Genomic DNA, 1,265 nt, shown 5'->3' on the forward strand with positions numbered 1-1,265 from the left:
TGCCACTCAACGTTGGCGATCAGGCTGACGACCGCCGCCTGGTGGATTCCACCCGTTCGCTGTTCAAGACCGGCTTCTTCCAGGACATCCAGCTGAACCGCGATGGCAACGTCCTGATCATCAACGTGGTCGAGCGCCCGTCGGTGTCGAGCATCGAGATCGAAGGCAACAAGGCGATCAGCACCGAAGACCTGATGAAGGGCCTGAAGCAGTCGGGCCTGGCCGAAGGCGAGATCTTCCAGCGTGCCACCCTCGAAGGCGTGCGCAACGAGCTGCAGCGCCAGTATGTGGCCCAGGGCCGCTACTCGGCCGAGGTCGACGCCGAAGTCGTGCCGCAGCCGCGCAACCGTGTGGCGCTGAAGATCAAGATCAACGAAGGCACCGTTGCCGCCATCCAGCACATCAACATCGTTGGCAACACCGTGTTCAGCGATGAAGAGCTGCAGCAGCTGTTCGAGCTGAAGACCACCAACTGGCTGTCGTTCTTCAAGAACGACGACAAGTACGCCCGCGAAAAACTCTCCGGTGACCTGGAGCGCCTGCGTTCCTACTACCTGGACCGCGGCTACATCAACATGGACATCGCCTCCACCCAGGTGTCGATCACCCCGGACAAGAAGCACGTCTACATCACCGTCAACGTCAACGAAGGCGAGAAGTACACCGTTCGCGACGTGAAACTCTCGGGTGACCTGAAGGTGCCGGAAGACCAGGTCAAGTCGCTGCTGCTGGTGCAGCCGGGCCAGGTGTTCTCGCGCAAGGTCATGACCACCACCTCCGAGCTGATCACCCGCCGCCTGGGCAACGAAGGCTACACCTTCGCCAACGTCAACGGCGTGCCGCAACCGAACGACCAGGACCACACCGTCGACATCATGTTCGTGGTCGACCCGGGCAAGCGTGCCTACGTCAACCGCATCAACTACCGCGGCAACACCAAGACCGAAGACGAAGTGCTGCGCCGTGAAATGCGCCAGATGGAAGGTGGCTGGGCTTCGACCTACCTGATCGACCAGTCCAAGACCCGTCTCGAGCGCCTGGGCTTCTTCAAGGAAGTCAACGTCGAGACCCCGGCGGTGCCAGGCACCGACGACCAGGTCGACGTCAACTACAGCGTCGAAGAGCAAGCTTCCGGTTCGATCACCGCCAGCGTCGGTTTCGCCCAGAGCGCCGGCCTGATCCTTGGTGGCTCGATCAGCCAGAGCAACTTCCTCGGGACCGGTAACAAGGTGTCCATCGGCCTGACCCGTTCGGAGTACCAGACC

At 61.5% G+C, this 1,265-nt stretch carries 1 protein-coding gene; it reads left to right on the plus strand.

Annotated elements, in window-relative coordinates:
• A partial coding sequence (gene bamA, locus ACQKPS_RS26740) for an outer membrane protein assembly factor BamA (protein WP_427606288.1) occupies positions 1 to 1,265 on the plus strand: 1,265 nt, incomplete at both ends.

Source organism: Pseudomonas sp. NPDC086566, from assembly GCF_050280885.1.
GTDB classification, from domain to species: domain Bacteria; phylum Pseudomonadota; class Gammaproteobacteria; order Pseudomonadales; family Pseudomonadaceae; genus Aquipseudomonas; species Aquipseudomonas vlassakiae.